Source organism: Citrobacter sp. VF227, from assembly GCF_052950715.1.
In genome coordinates this window covers 1-569 of sequence record NZ_JBRFVF010000193.1, presented here as the reverse complement: position 1 = coordinate 569, position 569 = coordinate 1, and the positions used below count along the sequence as shown (strand labels likewise).

1 pseudogene is annotated in these 569 nt (G+C 64.7%); it reads left to right on the top strand.

What is annotated here, in order from left to right:
* Positions 1-387 (top strand): annotated as a pseudogene (fadH, locus tag ACU8YC_RS25845) (NADPH-dependent 2,4-dienoyl-CoA reductase); the annotation flags it as partial.
* Between the last annotated feature and the right edge of the window lie 182 nt (positions 388-569).

Sequence of the window (569 nt, the reverse complement as noted above, 5' to 3'; positions counted from 1 at the left end):
GGCATCCAGCCGGCGCCGCATGCACCCAAGCGCCAGGTCTATCTGCTGCAGCGCAAGAAATCCAAGGTCGGCAACGGGCTGGGCAAAACCACCGGCTGGATTCATCGCACGGGACTGAAGAACAAGCACGTCCAGATGCTCAATTCGGTCGAGTATCTGCAGATCGACGACGCCGGGCTGCATATCCGTGTCGGCGAGGGCGAGCCGCAGGTGCTGCCGGTGGATACGGTCATTCTCTGCGCCGGCCAGGAGCCACTGCGTGAGCTTCAGCAGACGCTGGAGGGGGCGGGCGCCCGGGTCCACCTGATCGGCGGTGCCGATGTGGCGGCCGAACTCGATGCCAAGCGCGCCATCAATCAGGGCTGCCGTCTGGCCGCGGCGCTCTGATTCCATTCAGGCTTAACCCACGGAGCACGCGTATGGACATCAAGACAATGCTGCAGCCGCAAGCCGCCGAATGCCTGCAGGCCTGGCACGCGATGATCGCCCAGCGCGATCTGAGCGGCTTGCCGGAACTGCTGCACCCCCAGGCGGTGTTCCGCTCGCCGATGGCTCACAAGCCTTATGAA